The 17287-nt window shown below is 41.7% G+C and carries 17 protein-coding genes; 6 read left to right on the top strand and 11 right to left on the bottom strand.

Annotated features, from left to right (window positions below):
* Window positions 1-233: 233 nt before the first annotated feature.
* Both L1068_RS02965 and L1068_RS02960 read right to left on the bottom strand, forming a co-directional pair.
* On the bottom strand, window positions 234-3392 hold the full coding sequence (locus tag L1068_RS02965) for an efflux RND transporter permease subunit (RefSeq protein WP_237129005.1): 3159 nt from the start codon (window positions 3390-3392) through the stop codon (window positions 234-236).
* 3 nt (window positions 3393-3395) lie between these two features.
* The gene (locus tag L1068_RS02960) at window positions 3396-4595 is read right to left on the bottom strand and encodes an efflux RND transporter periplasmic adaptor subunit (protein ID WP_237129004.1); all 1200 of its coding nucleotides are present in this window, start codon (window positions 4593-4595) and stop codon (window positions 3396-3398) included.
* Window positions 4596-4832: 237 nt separating this feature from the next.
* On the opposite strand from L1068_RS02960, the gene L1068_RS02955 reads away from it, so the two are divergent.
* A complete protein-coding gene (locus L1068_RS02955; RefSeq protein ID WP_105172687.1) occupies window positions 4833-5123 on the top strand; it encodes a YkgJ family cysteine cluster protein in 291 nt (96 codons plus the stop codon).
* A 75-nt stretch (window positions 5124-5198) separates the two neighbouring features.
* Here the strand turns inward: L1068_RS02955 and L1068_RS02950 are convergent, their stop codons facing one another.
* On the bottom strand, window positions 5199-5762 hold the full coding sequence (locus L1068_RS02950) for a DUF4136 domain-containing protein (protein WP_054980161.1): 564 nt from the start codon (window positions 5760-5762) through the stop codon (window positions 5199-5201).
* Window positions 5763-5894: 132 nt separating this feature from the next.
* Between L1068_RS02950 and L1068_RS02945 the strand changes: the two genes are divergently transcribed.
* The 3 genes from L1068_RS02945 to L1068_RS02935 all read left to right on the top strand — a co-directional run bounded on the left by L1068_RS02945 (window position 5895) and on the right by L1068_RS02935 (window position 8846).
* Window positions 5895-6938, top strand: coding sequence for a PLP-dependent cysteine synthase family protein (locus tag L1068_RS02945; RefSeq protein WP_237129003.1), 1044 nt, complete (start codon window positions 5895-5897; stop codon window positions 6936-6938).
* A 67-nt stretch (window positions 6939-7005) separates the two neighbouring features.
* Window positions 7006-8364: a Na+/H+ antiporter NhaC family protein gene (locus L1068_RS02940; protein ID WP_237129002.1), complete on the top strand. Its 1359-nt coding sequence runs from the start codon at window positions 7006-7008 to the stop codon at window positions 8362-8364.
* A 131-nt stretch (window positions 8365-8495) separates the two neighbouring features.
* Complete coding sequence (locus L1068_RS02935; protein ID WP_237129000.1) at window positions 8496-8846, top strand: VOC family protein; 351 nt, start codon at window positions 8496-8498, stop codon at window positions 8844-8846.
* Between the two features lie 69 nt (window positions 8847-8915).
* Here L1068_RS02935 and L1068_RS02930 read toward each other — a convergent pair whose 3' ends face one another.
* The 7 genes from L1068_RS02930 to L1068_RS02900 form a co-directional block, all read right to left on the bottom strand.
* Window positions 8916-9215, bottom strand: a complete 300-nt coding sequence (locus tag L1068_RS02930) for a DUF3088 family protein (protein WP_237128999.1) — start codon at window positions 9213-9215, stop codon at window positions 8916-8918.
* 25 nt (window positions 9216-9240) lie between these two features.
* Entirely contained in the window at window positions 9241-9639 is a 399-nt protein-coding gene (gene fos, locus L1068_RS02925; RefSeq protein WP_237128998.1) for a fosfomycin resistance glutathione transferase, read from the bottom strand.
* Window positions 9640-9692: 53 nt separating this feature from the next.
* The gene (locus tag L1068_RS02920; protein ID WP_237128997.1) at window positions 9693-10481 is read right to left on the bottom strand and encodes a MotA/TolQ/ExbB proton channel family protein; all 789 of its coding nucleotides are present in this window, start codon (window positions 10479-10481) and stop codon (window positions 9693-9695) included.
* Between the two features lie 8 nt (window positions 10482-10489).
* Window positions 10490-11314: a flagellar motor protein MotB gene (locus L1068_RS02915; RefSeq protein ID WP_237129089.1), complete on the bottom strand. Its 825-nt coding sequence runs from the start codon at window positions 11312-11314 to the stop codon at window positions 10490-10492.
* 20 nt (window positions 11315-11334) lie between these two features.
* Window positions 11335-12069 (bottom strand): hypothetical protein, encoded by a 735-nt coding sequence (locus L1068_RS02910; RefSeq protein ID WP_237128996.1) that lies wholly within the window; start codon window positions 12067-12069, stop codon window positions 11335-11337.
* A gap of 12 nt (window positions 12070-12081) precedes the next feature.
* Window positions 12082-12417: a PadR family transcriptional regulator gene (locus L1068_RS02905; RefSeq protein WP_010558865.1), complete on the bottom strand. Its 336-nt coding sequence runs from the start codon at window positions 12415-12417 to the stop codon at window positions 12082-12084.
* Between the two features lie 264 nt (window positions 12418-12681).
* Window positions 12682-13203 carry an NAD(P)H-dependent oxidoreductase gene (locus L1068_RS02900; protein ID WP_237128995.1) on the bottom strand — a complete coding sequence of 174 codons (522 nt, stop codon included), beginning with the start codon at window positions 13201-13203 and terminating at the stop codon, window positions 12682-12684.
* A gap of 112 nt (window positions 13204-13315) precedes the next feature.
* Here L1068_RS02900 and L1068_RS02895 point away from each other — a divergent pair, with 112 nt between their 5' ends.
* Window positions 13316-14209 carry a LysR family transcriptional regulator gene (locus tag L1068_RS02895; protein ID WP_237128994.1) on the top strand — a complete coding sequence of 298 codons (894 nt, stop codon included), beginning with the start codon at window positions 13316-13318 and terminating at the stop codon, window positions 14207-14209.
* A gap of 144 nt (window positions 14210-14353) precedes the next feature.
* The gene (locus tag L1068_RS02890; RefSeq protein WP_237128993.1) at window positions 14354-16096 is read left to right on the top strand and encodes an amidohydrolase; all 1743 of its coding nucleotides are present in this window, start codon (window positions 14354-14356) and stop codon (window positions 16094-16096) included.
* Window positions 16097-16177: 81 nt separating this feature from the next.
* On the opposite strand, the gene L1068_RS02885 is transcribed toward L1068_RS02890, so the two are convergent.
* Window positions 16178-17236 (bottom strand): hypothetical protein, encoded by a 1059-nt coding sequence (locus tag L1068_RS02885; protein ID WP_237128992.1) that lies wholly within the window; start codon window positions 17234-17236, stop codon window positions 16178-16180.
* Between the last annotated feature and the right edge of the window lie 51 nt (window positions 17237-17287).

Here is a 17287-nt window from a genome sequence, read left to right as displayed (position 1 = left end):
TTAACTTTGATTCTCACTATTAGGCTACGTAAAAGCACATCTATTAGTATCGTCCAGATTTCCCTGCGTTTACCGACAGTATAAGGAATATTTTTATTATTTAAACTGTGATGAGCTGTTGAGCGTTCTAATTGCGCTTAACAAAATTAGAGCGTGTTGAACAACATCACTTGGAAAAGAAACAAATAAAAAGCCCACAACAATGTGTGGGCTTTGGTTGGTTAGACAAGTAATCAGATTTTTACAGTAGCGTCGTCATCAATGTCTGATTGAGAAATGTCCTTTTTCTCTTTGTCTCGTCTAAAAAGACCTTTTATATCTTCAAGTGCAACGTATTGGCATGGGATCAGCACTAGGGTGATCACCGTTGCGAATAACACACCAAATGCGAGTGATACTGCCATTGGCACCACAAGTTGTGCTTGCAAGCTGGTTTCACTCAAAATTGGAATAAGACCGATAAATGTCGTTGCTGAAGTCAGTAAGATAGCGCGGAAGCGTTTACAACCAGCGTCAACCACCGCATCTTTAATGGCAACACCTTGCTTACGAGCGTTGTTAACAAAGTCCACCATAACCAGCGAGTCATTTACTACCACACCTGCTGCGGCAATAATACCGAACATCGACAGGGCACTCATGGTCATGCCAAGTACCATATGGCCGAACATTGCGCCAATGATGCCAAATGGAATAACCGACATAATTAACAGCGGTTGCGAGTAAGAGCGCAGTGGAATTGCCAGTAGGCTGTAAATTACCATTAATGAAATAATGAAGTTCTTAATTTGCTCCATCATTGAGTCCATTTCTTCTTGCACGCGACCCGTTAAGTTGGTGCTAATACCTGGGAACTTCTCAAGTAATGTTGGGATGTACTCTTCACGAATATCTTCTGCGACTTTAAAGGGTTCAACCTGCTCTGCATCAATGCTGGCCCATACATTAATTGTACGGCGCGCATTTTCACGGCGAATACGGCTTACACCTTCAACCAGTTTTACTTCAGCCACTTCTGATAGCAGTACCTCAGCACCTTGCGGCGTGATAATGCGTACATCGTGAATACGGCTGATTGCGTTACGTTCTTGCTCTGGGTAGCGGATCATTACGCGAACTTCTTCGCCGTCACGTAAAATACGTTGTGCTTCTAAGCCGTAAAAACTAAAGCTTACTTGCGATGCAACATCCGCTAAGGTTAAGCCTAAGCTGTAGGCAACTGGTTTTAGTTCAAACTGCACTTCATCGGTCGCTGTTTGCATTGAATCATTTACATCACCCACACCTTTAATGGTATTTAGATGTGTTTTTAACTCAGCGGCAGCTAAACGCAGTTCTTCCATATCTTTGCCTTCAAGGCGGAAACTAATATCGCCGTCGTCACGTTGGTTACCACCAATGCTGTCGCGAATATTTAGGTTTTTAACCGCGGCAAAGTCAGGCATTTTGCTACGCCAGCGATCGGCAAGTTCAAAGGTATCCATTGGGCGCAGTTCAGGGTCAACTAGTTTTGCCATGACCTCGGCATTGGTACGGCCTTCTAATCGCACAGAGATTGCTTCAATCATTTTCTGACCGTGCTCTTGCTCAATTAGCTTGTCTTCGTTCAAAATTAATTGCTCAATTTTTAACGCCGTATCAAGTGTTGTGCGCTCGGCAGTAGCTTGTTCCATCTCAATGTTGATATTAGCGAAATCGTGCGGCACTTTAGGATTGGCAACAAACTTAACAAAGCCACCTGCAAATAGACCACCACTAATAATCATTAAGCCAACGAAAGCGAAAATAACCGGGTAGCGGAACTCAATAAATTTAACAATCATTGGACGGTAGCTGTTATCAATAAAGCGTTTTAAACCACCATCTAACCCTTCACGCATACGGTGTAATGGGTTTTTAGGGTTGTGTGGCTTTAATTTCATTTTTGCTAAGTGAGCAGGCAAAATAAGCTTTGATTCAATCAGTGAAAAGATTAAGCATAAAATGATTACACCACCAATGGATTTTGATACCGCAGCTTCTGGGCCGCTATCTAGCATCATCGGTAAGAATGCTGCAATCGTGGTGAGTACACCAAAGGTAGCAGGCACTGCCACGCGTTTTACGCCGCGAATGACGTTGTCGGTTGAGTGGCCGTGTTTTTCAATTTCACTGTGTGCTGATTCCCCGATGACAATGGCGTCATCCACCACGATGCCGAGTACCAGAATAAAGGCAAATAGCGACATAATATTAATGGTGATATCAAGGCCGCCAAGTGGCATAACTAACAATGCACCTAAGAACGACACAGGTAATCCCATCATTACCCAAAACGCCAGTTTAATGCGAAGGAATAATGCTAAGCTCAGGATAACCAACAAGCCACCCCATGCCATATTTTCAATCATCATGTTTAAACGACCTTCAAGGTAATAGGTCATATCAACAAATGATTCTAACGTTACGCCTTCAGGTAGCTCTTTTGCTTTCTTTTCTAAGTAGGTGTTAATTGTTGCAGCAACTTTAGTGATGTCTTGATCTTCTGACGCACCAATAAAAAAAGTACGTGAGTTGTCGCCATTAAATTTAGAAAATTGAATGCCTTCTTGAAAGCCATCGTTTATTGTTGCAACATCACCAAGTAAAATCTGGCTGCCGTCCGCAAGGCTAACAAGCGGGAGTTTTTCAAACTCTTTGCCGCGATAGGCTTGATTTTCAACACGCATTGAAATATAGCCGTTTTCAGCACGAATTTGACCTGCCGACATATTAGCCGACGAAGCACGCACAGCATTAGCAACATCTCTAAAAGTTAGGCCGTATTCACGCAGCTTATCAGGGCTAATTTCAATGCCAATTTCATAGTTTAAACCACTGTAGTATTCGGCAATATTAATGCCCGGTAATGCTAATAGTTCGTCATGAATTTTGTAGCCTAAATCTTTTAACTCGCGTTGCGAAAGCGGGCCATGTACCGATAAAAACATCACTTCTTGACGGTACTTTTCTTTTGCAACAATAGGGCGTTCCATACCATCTGGGAAGGTTGAGATGGAGTCAATTTGCATCTTAACTTCATCAAGTACCTCTTTGGCATCGTAACTTTCGTCAATTCGGATCCACGATTGTGAGAAGCCGCGGTTAGAGTAGGTGATAAGGCGCTCAATGCCTTGCATACCCTCTAATGCTTCTTCAATTTTCATGGTTATGCCTTCTTCTACCTCTTGCGCGGCAGCGCCAGGGTAGGCAACTTGAACTGACATCCAACTGTTTTCAAATTGCGGGAACATTTGTTTACGAATGGTCATCGCGGTAAATAAGCCACCGACCAAAATAATGATCATTAGCAGGTTTGCTGCAACAGGGTTGCGAGTAAACCATGCAATGATACCTTTATTTGTATCAATCATGGTTTAGTCCTCGTGTTTCATCGCAAGTTCTGCAACAGGCTTTGCAGGTTTGATATCGCTTGCCAGTGCAGCGTTGGCAAGTTTCATCCCTGCTTTAGGACGCTTAATATTAGATGCAATAATTTGTTCATTATCGCCTAAGTCGCCTTTAACAATTAAATCACGGCCTTCTTCACGCAGTATTTCAACACTGCGATATGCCAGTACGCCGTCTTCTAACACAGCAACTTTACCGTCTTTAACGAGGTGTGACTTAACACGGCTTACGCCTTCAATTGATAAGCCTGAAATTGCTGCATTTACATAAGAACCATAACGCAGTGGTGTATTGTTAGAATCTAAACCATACGGGTCTTTAATTTCTGCTACTAAGTAAGACATACGGCTTTTATTATCCACTTGGCCTTCGCTGCGTACAATTTTTGCTTGCCAATGGTGCAGTTTGCCTTGGTAATTTGTAACAAGGTCAACTTCAGCGTTTAAACCGCCCTGCATTAAGAATTGTAATTCTTTATCCGCTACCGGTAGGCGCACTTCGGCAAAATCGGTGCTACTTAATTCGCCTATAGGGCTTCCTGAATTTACTACTGAGCCAAGTGCCACTGAGCGCGCGGTAATAATTGCATCGTAAGGTGCTTTGATGTAGGTACGCTCAAGGTTGCGTTTTGCACGTTTAACACCGGCTTCTGCTGCGCGGTAGCGCGCAACTTTTTCCGCAAGTTGTGGTTTACGCAAATAAAGTTCGGTTGGCACAAATTCGTTTTTGGCACTTTCTTTGATACGTTCCCATTCGGATTCGGCAACGCGCTTTTGTGCTCGTTCTAATTCAAGTGCTGCGCGCGCTTGCGCGAGACTTGCTTCTGCTTCTGTGAGCGCTGCTTCGTAATCGTTTGGATCGATACGGGCAATCACTTCGCCTTGTTTAACAAAGCCACCTTTAACAAAGGCATTTGAAATTTCAGTTACTTGGCCGGTTACTTGCGCAGTAAGTGAGGTTTGATACTTAGGGTTAACTAACCCGTAAGAATTAACGTTTAGTGTGATGGTTTCAACACTGTTATCTTCAACGACAACAACTGGAATTGAATCTTTTTCTTCTTTTTTTTCCGGTGGCTTTTTCATTGCACCTAAACCTGCTGCAACGCCAACTGACCCTAGCAAAACAGCTAGGGTGATCCCGGTGAGTTTTAATTTGCTCGCCATTTTAAATCCCTACATTTTTCTATTGATGACGACGTTACTATAGAGAAGAGAATGTTTACGAAGATGAGCTAGATGTAACAAACTATGTGTGATTTTTGATAATGATTTTTAATACGCTTATAAGTATATGAAATACCTAGTTTCTAAATTTTATCTAAAGATAGCCTAAAAACATGTTTTGTTACACTTTATCAGGCCATTGGCACTTGAAGTGACGCTATCGCAAGCCTAGGAAGAATGTTTTATAATGCGAGCCGAGAAACAAAAGGGGTTTTAAACGTGGAGTGTCGATTAGGATGTGGTGCGTGCTGCATTGCGCCAAGTATTTCATCATCAATACCGGGTATGCCAATGGGTAAACCTGCGGGTGTGCGTTGTGTGCAACTGGACGAAAATAACTTATGTCGATTATTTGGAGATAAAACCCGCCCTAAAGTCTGTTTAGACTTTAAGCCGACACATGATGTGTGTGGTGACACCAATGACGATGCAATGAAGATTATTAGCTATCTTGAAGGTGCAACCTAATTTCGCTTTCACCAATAGACCTTGCCCTTAATAACAAAAAAGCCATCATTGATGGCTTTTTTGTATCCGCTTACCCTACATTAATTCGGGCGGGAAGTTTGATAGAATTTCAGCGATCAGCTCGTTAGCTGCTTTTGTACGCTGTTCTGGCGATTGGTTTTTAGTTAACTTACCGCCTTTTGCACCGCGCCAAACAAGGGCCTTTTCGTTGCGATCAATAACATCTAACACCAGCGTTCCTACTTCATATTCGCGAGTTGATGTATGGGTTTCCATTCCTACACCCCAGTAACCCCAGCGTGCACTGTACGGGTAACCCATACCGGTATTGTATGAAATGGTGTCGGTACTGATTTTCTTTTCAACTGATGCGTGGTAGTTAATCAGTACGTCAGCTGAGTCGGTTGCTGTTTGGGTAAAGCCTTTCGCTTTTAATTCTCGTGCAACTGCTGCACGCACACGTTGTTCCATTAGCGGACTAATTTGGTAATTAGTGGTGTTTTTAGCAAGATCGGCGTTATCAACAAAGGCAAATGTTTTATAGTTTGCAAAATTTGCTGTGCGGTCATAGTCCCAATCAGGGGTTTTTGCACAGGCAGCTAACAATAACACGCCACATGCGATTAGTAGGTTTTTCATAATCAAGCTCCTTGGCCAGCTAACGAAGTTGTGTTTTGTTTAAGAAAGATAACATAGATTTTAGGAACTGTAATCTCTATGCTAATGGTAAGACTACAGTTTTTATCTTAATAGACAATGAATAGGGATAAAATGAATAACAATTGGACAAAACAGGCATTTGCTAAAATTGCCGCCGATTATACTCGCTCAGCGGATACCCATTTGATCCCGTTCAATTTAATGGCATTTCCTAATATTGAGTTTTATCTTAAAGATGAAAGTACACACCCAACGGGCTCACTAAAGCATCGTTTAGCACGTTCATTGTTTTTGTATGCGCTTAGCAATGGTTGGATCAATGAAGATACGCCGATTATTGAATCTTCAAGCGGCTCAACGGCGGTTTCTGAGGCTTATTTTGCAAAATTACTAGGTTTACCCTTTATTGCAGTTATGGCAAAAACGACTGCGAAAGAGAAAATAAAGCAAATCGAGTTTTATGGTGGAAAATTCCATTTAGTTGAAAATACCACACAGATTTATGCCGAGTCACAACGTTTAGCTGATGAGCTTGGCGGCCATTATATGGACCAATTTACCTATGCGGAGCGGGCAACCGATTGGCGTGGTAATAACAATATTGCTGAGAGTATTTTTTCGCAAATGGCTAAAGAGCCAAACCCAATTCCGCGCTGGATTGTGATGAGCCCAGGCACAGGCGGTACATCGGCAACAATTGGTCGTTACGTGCGCTATCAAGGTGTTAATACACAGTTACTGGTAGTAGACCCAGATAACTCGGTATTTTATGACTTTTATAAAAACGGTGATAACACACTGACAACTCAAACGGGTAGTCGTATTGAAGGCATTGGTCGCCCGCGAGTAGAGCCCTCATTTATACCGGGTGTGATTGACGAAATGCTGAAAGTGCCGGATGGACAAAGTATTGCAGCCATGTTCTGGTTGTCAGAAAAGTTGGGACGCAAAGTCGGCCCATCAACTGGGACAAATTTGGTTGGTATGTTACACCTAGCAAAACAAATGCATGAATCAGGGCAGTCGGGCTCTATCGTAAGTTTGATTTGTGATAGTGGCGAGCGTTATTTAAATACCTATTACGATAACGATTGGCAACAAGCGCATATTCCGATAGATGCTGACTATCAAAATTGGCTCATTACCTTGGTTTAGTGCATTTTTTTGCAATTATGTATTTAACTGTTCAAAATAAGCCGCTTATTGCGTGCTGAGAATAATAATGAACGATTCAATTTATACCATTATCCCGCCGATTGTGGCGATATTAGTTGCCATTTGGCGTAAAAGTGCCATTCAAGCCCTAATAGTTGGGTTAGTACTTACATACTTTATGTCATCAAATTTTGCGCCATTAACTAGTGTCAGCGCGATGACTACAGGGGTGATTGATGTCGCAACATCCACCTATAACCAACGCATTATTATATTTAGTTTATTGATTGGTGCAGTACTTGCGCTGGTTAATGCCAGTGGTGGTGTAGCTGGCTTTATTAATGCGCTTAATAAAAAGCATTGGGTTGATAACGATAGAAAAGCTGCGATGGTTCCGACGTTGATCGGTTCGTCTATTTTTACCGATACTAATTTAAGTATGTTTACCGCGGGTCTTGCGTCTCAAAGCATTTTTGACAAATACAAATTATCGCGTGCGCGTCTTGCGTTTATTCTCGATTCTACCTGTTCGCCAATTAGTATTTTATTGCTGATTAATGGCTGGGGCGCATACATTTTAGGCTTGCTTGATGGATATAATTTATCGGATGAAGTAGGCGTTTTGCTAAGCACCATAGGTTATAACTTTTATCCCATTATCGTTATCTGCGTGGTGTATTACACGGCGTTAAGCGGACGCGTGTTTGGCCCTTTAAAAGCAGCTAGCAGCAAGGTCGAATCAAAATTTGAGCAAAATGATACGATTGGCAAAGCGCGATACCTTGTTATTCCTATGCTTGGTATTATTTTTATTACCTTGGGTTTACTCTATTACACTGGTGATGGAGACTTACGTCGCGGCAGCGGTTCGTTCTCGGTGCTTTGGGCCGTGGTGACGAGTTACCTTGTACTTGTATTGATGTTGTTACTTGATAAGGTGTTTTCAATTAAACATCTGTTAACGCACAGCCTTAAAGGTATTAAAAACTTAGTGCCAGCGGTTGCGGTGTTAGTGTTGTCGTTTGCCTTTGGCGATGCGGTAAAAGCCTTTGGCACAGGCACTTATGTTAGCGGCCTTATGAGCTCTGAAGTATCAATGCTTTGGATTGCACCGTTACTGTTTATTACTGCAGGTATTATGGCATTTGCTACGGGCACATCGTGGGGAACCTTTGCCATTTTATTTCCAATTGCCTTACCTATTGCATTACAAACAGGCATTGAACCGGCGTTTTTATTAGCAGCTGTTTTGGGCGGCGGGGTATTTGGCGATCACGCTTCACCTATTTCAGATTCGACCATAGTGGCGTCTATCGCCAGTGGGTGCGATCATATTGAGCACGTGAAAACCCAGTTACCGTATTGTTTGGTGATTGCTGCAATCAGTTTATTACTTTACGTTTTGGTAGGCAGTTTTATAATTTGATCTGGATTTGGCATGACAAATTATTAAGCGAGAAGGTTTAAACCAATAAATCTATCTATGACAAATTGGTAGTTAACGTATTAAGCCAAGTTCAGGTTATTTAGTATTTTTAGCGAAGACACGGAGGCCGTATGCAACACGAAAAAATAAATTATCTTGAGTTTCCAGCCAGCGACTTATCACAGGTTAAAGCCTTTTTTAATGCGGTTTTTGCCTTTGAGTTTACCGACTACGGGCCTGAATATACCGCGTTTAATAATGCCGGTATTGATGGTGGCTTTTATTTAAGTGACAACGCTATGGCGGTAGCTAAAGGCTCAGCATTAGTGGTGTTTTACAGTGCAAATTTGGCTGAAACTCAAGACAAAATTACCGCAGCTGGCGGTAAAATTGTAGTGGAAACGTTTGAGTTTCCAGGTGGAAAACGTTTTCACTTTAGCGACCCTTGTGGTAACGAATTTGCGGTATGGAGCGATAAATAACACACTAACTCTATAAATAACGAGGCATACTTAAAATCAAATAACGTGTGCCTCGTTTTTGTATCTTATTTATGGATGCGCCGCAGCGCCACCAAACTCGCTCGCTAGATGGTTGATAATAGCTACTGGGTCGGTGATGGTGCGCTTGTTTTCTAGAATAAGCACTGGCAACCACTGATTTTCTTCGCCAAGTAATTCAACCACTTGCTGTCTTGGTTTAGCAAAATCAATGCGGCGAATATCTAGGTGTTGTTGCCAATGCGGGTTAAACTGCAGTGCACCTTCTATCATTGCGCAATGAGAGCATACCCACATCTTTCCGGGTCCGTCTTCAAATGGCATAGTTAATATAAATAAAATTGGTTTCATTGTTTACTCCATTAAGTCTAAGCGTTTATAACCATTCAAGGTTATTGTAAGGGCGTAGTTTGAGTGCTTGCAGGCGTGTTTTCAACGAGCCGACATGCACTTCTAATTGGTGACCATCGGGGTCTAAAAAGTAAAGCGAGTCGCCTTCGCTTTTATTATTCTTCCAAAGGGGAATGTTGTGCTCTGCTATCCGCGTTTTAAAGTTATCAAAGTCTGCTTTAGCAATATCAAATGCAATGTGCGAATAGTCAGTTCGGGTTGAGGGTGTATCAATACTTAGGCAAAACCATAAATCGCCTATAGATAAGTATGCGCCGTGTTGCCATTTTACATGCCCTTTGAAACCGAGTACATCGATGTAAAATTCAAGGGAGCGAGCTAAATCGCTCACCGCAATAGTGATATGATTAAGGCCTAAAATCATTGTTGGCAACCTACAATTGGTTTTGTTATCAGCGATTTACTATAACAAAATGATTATTGGCTAGCGCTAGTTTTTTCATCAACAAACCTTGCATTAGATGTTAAATCTTCACCTAAGTAGCCAGCTAACAAATTCATCATGGTTTTTGGGTTATCCCCTTTGGCAATATGCATCACTCCATCGCGCACTAAGCACATATGGTGCTTTATCTCTTCTGCGCGCTCGCCCAGCTTATTAGCAAAAGGACCTGTGATGCCATTGGCAATCAGTGCGCCATAAAGGGTCGTTAATAACGCGACTGACATTTGCGGCCCGATGGTTTTTGGGTCGTCCATTGCAATTAGCATCGCAACTAAGCCAATTAATGTCCCTATCATGCCCATAGCAGGTGCAAGTTCGGTAAAACTGTTCATTACTTTAATGGCATCGTTATTATTTTGGCGAGTATGCAAAATATCGCGATTCATTGTAAATTCAATGGCTTCAGGGTTATGACCATCGACCAGTAAGTTAATTGCTTTAGCCATAAACGGGTCGTTTATCGGTTTTTCTTCTAACCCTAAAAAGCCACTTTTACGGGCAACTTCAGCTAATTCAACGAGTTCATCCATGGTGTTAAAGAGATCGGGCGTGGTTTTAGAAAATACCCATTTAATGTGTTTTATAGCAGCGATAAATTTAGATAAGCGATAACTTAGCATTACCGCACCTAAGGTGCCACCAAGTACAATGCAAATGGATGATAGATTTGCGTATGCCTCTGGTGCTGCGCCGCTGGCAAAAATGCCAAAAATCAGTGCTAAAATGATGATTGAAAGGCCAAAGCCACTTGCTGAATCCATGGGTTTTCCTAAAAAGACTGAGAAGGTTTAAGTTCGACCGCGTTGCCTTGTGAAATTGCAATTTCAACGCGGCGATTTTTAGCTCTGTTTTGTTGCGATGTGTTGGGCAGCAAAGGCTTAGTATCGGCATAAGCCGCTATATGCAAGCGGTTACTGTTAAGATGATTTGAAACGAGTAAGGTTTGCAGCACGGCATTCGCACGCTTTGATGATAACTCCCAGTTATTGGCATGCAGTTCATTACTTACGTGCAAGTCATCACTGTGGCCAGATACGGAAATTTGCCCCGGAATACGCGCGAGTTGCTCAGCTATAGTCGTTAAAACGGGTTTGAATCGCGGTTGTAAAAAGCTTGAACCAGATGGAAAACTGCCGCGCTCGTTTAATCGAATAATCAATTGTTGCCCGAGCATTTCAAGTTCAATTAGTTCGTTGTCAATTTCGCTTTTAAGTAAGTGCTCTAAGGTTTCTTTTAACTTTAGATTGATTTTAGCTACATCACTTTCAGCTTTTTGTGTTTGTAAGTCACGTTGTTCATTCTCAGTTGTAAGCTGTTGCACAGACTGTATTGGTGTGGGTTCTGGTTTTCCTGGCGAAAACTCGGTAGCGATAATCGACGTGCCTTTTGGTATATCTTCTAACATTACTTCTGATTGCACACCAAAGGCTTTTTTCATTGAGCCCGCGATGTGTTTGAACTTTTCGACATCCATCACTGAGTAAGATAACAGCAACACAAAAAAGCACATCAGGAGCGACATTAAATCAGCAAACGTCGTCATCCAATTGGGTGCACCTTTGGCTTTTTCATCTACAAATTCGTGGTTTTCCATTGCGATACTTCTTGCGTTATTTAACTGTTGGATTGCCACACTTTGCTGCGTTCGACGCGTAAGCGTTTCGCAATAAAATAACAGCTTGGCAGCACTAAATAGAACACATTGAGCAACATACAAGCCAGTACAGGACCAGTTTGCGTTGCCGCGTAATCGTGATTGCTAAGTAAATGCATACCGTAAAAGTAGGGCACACACACCATTAATAAAGACGCTATGCAAAGTAGTCGCATTGATGCGGTTTTACTTAAATAACGAATAGCAAAGAGGGATGCTGTCGCCATCATTACAGCCGGAACATCAATAAATAATTTTATAAACGACCAAATGCCATCATCGACACTTTTCATCACATATTCTGGTGTGCCTAACCAAAATGCACCTTCGAGTAAGGCGAGGTGTATATTGCCATTTAACAGCGAGTGCCAAAAGCCGTCACTAAAGCCATCAACGTTATCCATGCTACTTAACCACATTACCAAGAGGGCGATAATTGTAAAAAGGCTAAGTCCGATACTAAAAATAACGCCTTTAATGACATTCGTATTAGTAACTAGGCGATGAAACGCCGTTTGGCCTGAAAGGTAGGTTTGATGCCAAAACCAGCAATTTGCAACTGATGGGTTTTGCGTTTGTAGTAGAGAATACTCTTCGTACAAGTCGCCTAAAAGGGCATTTTGATGGTGTTTTGGTGTAAAGCGCGCAATTAGCCAAGCAGCGAGCTTAGGTGGATTTACATTGTTTTTAGCCATGGTGTTCACCGTTTATACTTCAAAAGGCTGATTTGGCACGTGTTGCCAAAGGGTATCCATGGCATCTTTTGCCCGCTGTAACGCTTTTAATCCATCATTAGTTACTTTAAAAAAACGCTTCGGGCGACCGCCGCGCTCAGGTGTTGCTTCTCCTAGTTTTGATGACACTAGGCCCTTTTTCTCTAGCCGTTCAAGGGTGGCGTAAAGTGCACCCAGAGCAACAGTGCGTTTAATTTGTTGGTCTAAAAGTTGACGAATAGCCGCGCCATAAGCGTTTTCTTTTAGTTGTAATAAGGCGAGTAAAACCATTTGCTCAAACTCACCTAAAAATTTATCACTTTTACCCACAAACCACCTATGGACACTATCAAGGCTTAATTTACTACAAAATAGTTTTTTAAAACGAAAGATGCAAATGGTTTTTACTATTTTGTAGTAAAAAAATGGCAGGCAAGCTAAAAGCGTGGTTTTAAAAGTAACGTCAAGTTTGGGTGAGTGCTTTAAAAAGTACTGTTAATTATCAAACGCTAACCATAAAAAAACAGGTGCAATGCACCTGTTGAAGGGGAGGGTGTTTTAACCTCATAATAAAACGTAAGTGTTACGTTTTAATTAACCAAGCTGCGCCATTATGGTAGATAATTTATCGGCGAGTTCACTGTTGGTAATTTGACCTTTTTCTACATCAAAGTTATCGAAAAAGCTTGGTAGTGAAAAACTGCCTTTAACGTCCATCGCAAAGAAACCTGCTGAGCCTGTTGCTGCGCCTAATACACTTTGCGCGCCGCCAGGGCCTGGTGATGATGCCATTAATACAACTGGCTTATCTTGATACACTTTCATATTAATGCGTGATGTCCAATCGAATAGGTTTTTATAAGCCGCTGTGTAAGAGCCGTTATGCTCAGCAAATGAAATTACAACGGCATCTGCATCACCGATTTTTTTGTAAAAGGTTTGTGCTTGCTCTGGAATGCCACCTTGTTGTTCACGATCTTGGCTGTAAATTGGCATTTCAAAGTCGTTTAAATCTAAAATCTCAACTTCTGCATCTACTAATGATGATGCGTATTGTACTAGTTGCTTGTTAATTGACTGGCTATTGTTTGTTGCTGCGAATGCTAATAATTTCATAATGCTCTCCGACACGAATTCTAATTAAGTAGTTACCTTGACTTGTTGAATATAAGGTTATATTAATTCCTTTACGATATTAATACTTATAAAATTAAAATACTGTTTCCATATGGCTAATAATATATTTGATGGTATTCCCATTTTTGTGCAAGTGGTAAAACTGGGTGGTTTTGGTGCAGCTGCTGAGGCGATGAATCACTCAAACTCCCATGTTAGTAAAGTAATCAGTAAGTTAGAAGAGCGTGTAGGCGTGCGCTTATTAAATCGAACCACACGCTCTATTTCACTTACGCCTGAGGGGCAAGTGTTTTTTAATCACTGCGAGCAGCTGGTGAATGATACTGAGCAGGCACTGCAATCGATCTCACCAAGTGATGAAAAACCGAAAGGCAGTTTAAAAGTGAGCTGTCCGCTTGGCTTGAGTAAAGGGCTATTACAGCCAGCATTGTCGGAGTATTTATCGCTTTATCCCAATGTTAGTTTAGAGTGGAATATCAGCGATGAAAAAGTCGATTTGATTAACGAAGGCTACGACTTAGCTATTCGTGCAACGCCTGCACTGGATGATTCTACGTTAATTTGTAAACGACTGGCTAGTGTTCCAACGTATACCATTATCAGTAAAAAATACATTGAGCGGTATAGTAAACCTCATCACCCACGTGAGCTGTCTAATCATCACTGCATTTGTTATAGCAATTTAAAGAAGGCCGATAAATGGGACTTTATCGATAAAAATGGCAGCGAGTTTGCGGTGCCTGTTAAAGAACGTATTCGCTGCAATAACGGCCATATGGAATTAGCAATGGCGTTAGACGGCCATGGTATTGTGCGCCTGCCCGAATTTTTCTTAGCTGAGGCGTTGCAGAATGACGATATTGAAGTACTGTTTACCGATTTTCCAACGACTGAAGTTCATGTGTATGCGGTATATCCGAGTCGTAAGCATTTATCGCCAAAAGTTAGAAAGTTTGTTGAGCTACTACAAGAAAAGCTAACTTGAGAGACCGACAGCCACTAATTTTTGATCTGAAATAACAATCGCTTAAATAATTTGTTCCCTTTTTGAATGAGATGCGGTTTACTGGTTTTAGTGAGTGCGAACTGATAAAGCGAGTTCACAAACTTAAGTAAAGGAGAGTACGTTATGAAATGGCATTGGATGATAGCAGGCGCTGTTGGGCTTACACTAACAGGCTGTTTTTCAGAAAAACCAACACAAAGTGAGGCAGTGTCAAAACCGCTTGCAGTAACAGCAGCCGATAGAATTTACTTTGGTGGTGACGTATTAACTATGGAAGGTGATACGCCTCAATACGCAGAAGCAATCGCAACCCTTGGCGAAAAAATCATTTTTGTCGGTGATAAAAAAAGTGCCATGGCGCATAAGTTTGGTAAAACTGCACTGATTGATTTAAAAGGTAAAGCGCTGTTACCGGGCTTTGTTGACCCGCATAGCCATGTTTATGGTGTAGGGCTTCAAGCCGTGGTGGCCAATGTTTTACCGCCGCCTGATGGAAAAGCAAATACGGTAGACAGTATTATTGAGATATTAAAAGCGGCCGACCAAGAGCAAACGCAACGCTTATTTATCGAGAAAACAGGTTGGATTTTAGGCTTTGGCTATGACGATGCCGAACTTGACCGCTACCCTACTAAAGATGACCTGGACAAGGTAAGTACCGATAAGCCGGTGTTGATTGTGCATACTTCGGGTCATTTAAGTGTGGCAAATAGTAAAGCACTCGAACTAAGTGGGATTAATGCAGATTCACCTAATCCAGAGGGGGGTGTTATTCGCCGTATTGAAGGTAGCAAAGAGCCAAACGGTGTGCTTGAAGAAAACGCGCACTTTGCAGTGTTATTTAGCCTCAATAAACTCATCGACCAAAGCTTGCAAGACACTATGTTAGAAGCGGCGCAAAAGATGTATGCGAAATTTGGCTACACTACCGCGCAAGAAGGCCGTGCAACCACCGATGGCTATGAAGCGCTTAAACGCGCATCAACCAAAGGGCAACTGCTAATAGATGTTGTTGCGTATGCGGATATGGTATCGAGCAGTGACTTTATGACTTCGCTATACAATGCGCCAACGTACACAAATCATTTTCGCATAGGTGGTGTTAAGTTAAATTTTGATGGTTCACCACAAGGCAAAACAGCGTGGTTAACGCAGCCGTATTTTCATCCACCTCATGGGCAAAATAATGAGTATGTTGGCTACCCAACATTTAAAGATGAAACCGCCTATAACTATGTTGAAACCGCTTTTAAAAATGATTGGCAAGTATTGACCCACGCCAATGGTGATGCGGCAATTGAACAATTTATTACTGCTGTAGAAAAAGCTAACAGCAAACTTGGCAAAAAAGACCGTCGCCCAGTACTAATTCATGGCCAAACTATACGACAAGATCAAGTAGCACGATTAAAAGATGCAGGTATTTTCCCAGCGCTTTTCCCAATGCATACCTTTTATTGGGGCGATTGGCATCGCGACTCGGTGTTAGGCGAACCGCGAGCTGATTTTATTTCGCCGACTAACGCTATACTCGATGCGGGAATGGTTTTTAGTAGCCACCATGATGCGCCTGTTGCATTGCCAAGCTCATTTAGAGTACTGGATGCCACAGTAAATCGCACTACGCGCACACATAAAGTACTTGGACCCGAACAGCGTGTAGATGCTTACACAGGTTTAAAATCAATGACGCTTTGGCCTGCCTATCAACACTTTGAAGAGAATAGTAAAGGTAGTTTAAAAGTCGGTAAGCAAGCGGATTTAATTATTTTGAACAAAAACCCATTAAAAGTAGCACCTGAAACATTAAAAGATTTATACATTGAGCAAACAATTAGTCGCGGAAAAACCGTTTATTCACGCTAAGTTGCTAGACAATTCAAAATAGATGTTTATTAAATCAAATGGGGATCGATGGTGATCCCTATTTTTATTTCATCTAATCGATTAACTTGTTGTGCCTAAGCTTTTTAGAAACTGTAAACTTTGGCGTTCAGCATGTGTGGGGTGATATGGGGTTTTATTTAAACTATCAACTGGAAACTCACTAATCGTGAACGATTTTATTTCGCTATGGCCAAAAACACTTGGCTCTCCAGGTGCGGGTGACATTAATTCAATGACAAAACCATGCAGATGCATAGGTTGATCAGTGACTTTTAACACTGACCAATGAGCATCTAATGCAATAGTTTGGCTGCCAGTTTCTAAGCGTTCTCGCGAGACTAAATGCGCAATGGGTTGCTCACCGATATACAAGTTGGCCCTAATGCGGTACATACCTGCTTTGTAAACTTTTAGCTTGGCGGGAATGGTCATTTTATCGCTGTTAGGCCAAGCGTTATCAAACCCCATCAACACGGCACTTGGATTCATATATTGTAGGTGTGCAACAATCGGTACTTGATCCGCATTAATTTGTGCCTCAGCTAAGATTTGCAAATTTCTAGGGTAATCTTCGCGGGCCGAAAATGAAAAGTCATAGCTCTGTTTAGCATTATTAATTCGTTGTGATGCCAACACTTTTTTGCTGTCGACGTCCATTAAACTCAATGTCACCGCGCCGATATTTTCGCCTTCAATACGCACAGCTATTGGCTCTGGGTATACAAAGCGATATTTATTTAAACTTAATACCAAGTTAGCGCCATCGTTGTTAATAGGTATGGCGACAGGGTTAAACTTGTTGGGTTCTAGCCGGTCTGTATCAAGCGAAGTAAGTGGTTGCGAATAAGGAGGAAAATTCAGTGCAGCAGCATATTGGTGGGATACCTGTTTTGCCGCAGATTTAATGGATTCATCAAAGTGTTTTTTTGCTTGCGCAATCGTCAATTTTTGTTGGGTAACGTTTGAAGCTTTTGGTTGAACAGCTGTTGTTATAACAGATGCTTTTGCCGGTAATGTTTTAAATGTATTAGGTTGTGCAACGCTTTTATCAGAGAAAAACAGCCATATTAAAAAACCGAATACCGTAGTAAGTGCAAGTGCAATAATGGATTTTTTCATAAAATATCACATCTAGAAATAGCCCTGCCAACCGCAAGTTAACAGGGCCCA

Source organism: Pseudoalteromonas sp. MMG024, assembly GCF_021654175.1.
GTDB lineage: Bacteria > Pseudomonadota > Gammaproteobacteria > Enterobacterales > Alteromonadaceae > Pseudoalteromonas.
The sequence above is the reverse complement of the archived record's forward strand: the minus strand, read 5'-3'. Positions and strand labels throughout refer to the sequence as shown.